1 protein-coding gene is annotated in these 4,139 nt (G+C 73.8%); it reads left to right on the forward strand.

What is annotated here, in order from left to right; genetic code table 11:
• Nucleotides 1–4,139: SDR family NAD(P)-dependent oxidoreductase (locus tag ACWD5Q_RS35150; RefSeq protein WP_451431130.1), on the forward strand; the 4,139-nt coding region annotated here is incomplete at both ends.

Consider the following 4,139-nt stretch of genomic DNA (forward strand, 5'->3'; position numbering starts at 1 on the left):
GCGTTTCCATGACGCCCTTGCCGCTCTCACGACGTCTCAGGGTGCCACCCGGCTGCTGGAGATCGGGCCCGACCCCGTCCTCACCGCCCAGGCCCTCGCCGCCGGCCACGCAGCCGCCGCCACCCTCCGCAAGGGGCAGTCCGAGGCGGAGTCCGTCATGGCCGCCGCTGCCGTGATGTTCGTCCGGGGCGCCGAGATCGACTGGGCGGCTGTGTTCGACGGGACCCGCGCGCGACGGGTCGACCTGCCGACATACGCCTTCCGCCGGGACCGGTACTGGCTGCCCGACCACATTCCGGCCGGCCGGGGCGCCGCCACAGGCGCCGACGACGACGTGGACACGCGGTTCTGGCATCTCGTGGAGCGCGGTGGGCCCGAGTCGCTGGCCGAGCGGCTCGGTGTGCGCGCGCAGGACGGACTGGAGACCGTACTGCCGGCGCTGTCCGAGTGGCGGCGCCAGGGGCGGCTGGCCCTCGCCCAGGCCGAGCGGCGCTACCGGATCCGGTGGCGCCCGGTGCGTCCTGGCGCCGACGAGCCGCGGTCGCACGGCCGCTGGGTGATCGCCGTGCACGAACCGGCCGGCGCGGACGCCACCGTGGCAGCCGAGGACCTGACAACCGCGGAAGAAGTGGCCGCGGCACTGCGCCGGACCGGAGCCGACGTCCACCTCGTGCCCGTCCGCGCCACCGACACGCGGGCCGCCCTCACCGAGCGCATACGATCATCCGGCGCCGACTGCTCCCATGTGCTCGCCCTCCTGCCCGAGCCCGCCGCGGTGCTCACCCTGTGGCAGGCGCTCGGCGAGGCCGCCCCCACCGCCCGGCTGTGGTGCGCGACCCGCTCGGCGCAGTCCGCCGGTGCCGGTGACGCCCCGGCCCGGCCCGAGGAAGCCGCCCTATGGGGCCTCGGCCGCACCCTCGCCCTGGAGCAGCCCGACCGCTGGGGCGGACTGATCGACCTGCCCGCCCGCCCCGACGCCGACACCCCCGACCGACTTGCCGCTCTGCTCACCGCACCCGGCACCGAGGACCAGCTCGCCCTGCGCCCCACCGGCATCTTGGCCGCACGCCTGGTACGCGACAGCGCCACGAGCGACCCCCGTCCCTCCGCCACGCGCTTCAGCGGCACCGCGCTGGTCACCGCGGGCACCGACGCCCTGGGTGGGCACATCGCGCGCTGGCTCGTCACCCGGGGTGTCGAACATCTCGTACTCGTCTCCCGCGAAGGCGGCACGGCCTTTGGCGCCGCGCACCTGCGTACCGAACTGACCGAGCTGGGCGCCGAGGTCACCCTGGCCGCCTGTGACGTGACCGACCGGACCGCCCTCGCGGAACTCCTCGACGCCCACCCCCCGACCGTCGTCGTCCACGCGGCCGGCGTCCTGGACGACGCGCTCGCCGTCGACCTCACCCCCCAGCGGCTTGCCCGCGTCCTCGCCGTCACGGCCGACGCCGCGCACCACCTGCACGAACTCACCGCCGAGCGCGACCTCGACGCCTTCATCCTGTTCTCTTCGACGGCCGGAGTGACCGGCACCGCGGGCCAGGCCGCCTACGCCGCCGCCAACGCCCGTCTCGACGCTCTCGCCCAGCACCGCCGCGCCCAGGGCCTCACCGCCACGTCCGTCGCCTGGGGACCCTGGACCGATGACGACATGACGGCCGACCCCGTCGTCACCGCCCATCTGGGCCGCCTCGGCATCCGCCCCCTCGCGCCCGACACAGCCATGGACGCCCTCCAGCGCGTCCTCGACAGCGACCGCACGTGTGTCACCGTCCTCGACGCCGACTGGCCCCGCTTCGCGGCGGCCACGGCCTCGGCCCGCCACGGCTCCCTCCTGCGCGAGCTCATCGACGCGGCACGCAAGGCCGCACAACCCGCACTCACCGGCCCCGACCGACGCCCCGCCGCCGACAGCGAACTGGCCGGCGACCTGCACGGCCGTCCGCCCGCGGAGCGGCAGCGCATCGTCCTGGACAAGGTGCGCTCCGCCGTCGCCGCCGTACTCGGTCACCCCTCCGGCGCCGCCATCGCACCCGACCGCCCCTTCAACGACCTCGGCTTCGACTCCCTGACCGCCGTCGAACTACGCAACCGCCTCTCCGCCCTCACCGGCCTGGCCCTGCCCGCCACCCTCGTCTACGACCACCCCACCCCGGCCGCTCTCGCCACCCACGTCCGCGTCCACCTTCCCGGCGAGGACCCCCATCCCGGCACGCACGCCGACGCCCTTGGTACGCCCGTCCCCCCGGCCGGCGCGGCCATCGACGACGACCCCGTCGTCATCGTCGGCATGAGCTGCCGCCTACCCGGCGGCGTCGACTCACCGGAATCCCTCTGGAACCTGCTGGCAGCCGGCCAGGACGCCATCTCCCCGTTCCCGACCGACCGCGGCTGGGACATCGACCGCCTCTATCATCCCGACCCCGATCACCAAGGCACCTCCTACGTCAACACCGGCGGCTTCATCCGCGATGTGGCGGACTTCGACGCGGAGTTGTTCGGTATATCGCCGCGTGAGGCGTTGGCGATGGATCCGCAGCAGCGGCTGCTGCTGGAGTCGGCGTGGGAGGCGCTGGAGGGGGCTGGTGTGGATCCGTCCTCGGTGCGGGGCTCGCAGTCGGGGGTGTTCGTCGGGACGAACGGCCAGGACTACCCGTGGGCTTCCCAGGGCGGGTTCGCGGGCGTCGAGGGGTTTGTGGTCACGGGTTCGGCGGCGAGTGTCCTGTCCGGTCGGGTCGCCTACACGCTGGGGCTCGAGGGTCCGGCGGTGACGGTGGACACGGCGTGTTCGTCGGCACTGGTGGGCGTGCATCTGGCGGTACGGGCGCTTCGGTCGGGGGAGTGTTCGCTCGCGCTGGCGGGTGGGGTGACGGTGATGTCCTCGCCCGCGGCGTTCGTGGATTTCTCGCGGCAGCGGGGTCTCGCGGCGGACGGCCGGTGCAAGGCGTTCGGGGACGGCGCGGACGGCACGGTGTGGGGGGAGGGGGTGGGACTGCTCGTACTGGAACGGCTGTCGGACGCGCGGCGCAACGGGCGCCGGGTGCTGGCGGTGGTGCGGGGCAGTGCGGTGAACCAGGACGGGGCCTCGAACGGACTCACCGCGCCGAACGGGCCCTCCCAGCAGCGGGTGATCCGGCAGGCGCTACGGGACGCCGGGGTCCCGGCATCGAGCGTGGACGTGGTGGAAGCCCACGGGACGGGCACCGCGCTGGGCGATCCGATCGAGGCGCAGGCGCTGCTGGCGACGTATGGCCAGGACCGTGAACGGCCGTTGTGGCTCGGTTCGGTGAAGTCCAACCTCGGACACACCCAGGCCGCCGCCGGAGCCGTCGGCATCATCAAAATGATCCTCGCCCTGCGAGCCGGACAACTGCCGCGCACCCTGCACGCGGACACGCCGTCCCGACGGGTCGACTGGAACGCGGGCGACATCCGTCTCCTCATCGAACCGACGCCCTGGTCACGAGGCGAGCGCACGCGTCGGGCGGGCGTCTCCGCGTTCGGTGTCAGCGGTACCAACGCCCACGTCATCCTCGAAGAACCCCCGGCCGAGCAGACACCGGACAAGGACCTGAACACGGCCCGCCTCCCGGTCGTACCGTGGGTCCTGACGGCACACCGGCCCGAGGCGCTGACCCGGCAGGCGGCCAAGCTGCTCACCACCCTCACCGAGGACCGCTCGGCGTACGACATCGGCTACTCCCTCGCCGCGACCCGCGCCGCTCTGGCCCACCGAGCCGTCGCCCTCGGCCCCGACACCCCGGCCATCTCCGCCTCGCTCGCGGCCTACGACGCCCAGCCCGCCGCCCTCGTCACCGGCACCGTCGTGGAGGGCGGCACGGCATGGCTGTTCACCGGCCAGGGCAGCCAACGCCCCGAGATGGGACGCGAGTTGTACGCCACCTTCCCTGCCTTCGCGCATGCCTTCGACGAGGTGTGCGCCCTCCTCGACGGCGAGTTCGACGACGCCCCCGGATTCACCACCGCCGTTCGGACGGCGGTGTTCGCGCCCGACGGCTCGCCCGAGGCCGCACTGCTGGGCCGTACCGGTTATGCGCAGGCGGCGCTGTTCGCGGTGCAGGTGGGGTTGGTGGAGTTGTTGCGGTCGTGGGGTGTGCGGCCGGACGGTGTGGTGG

The organism is Streptomyces sp. NPDC002513 (assembly GCF_053595355.1).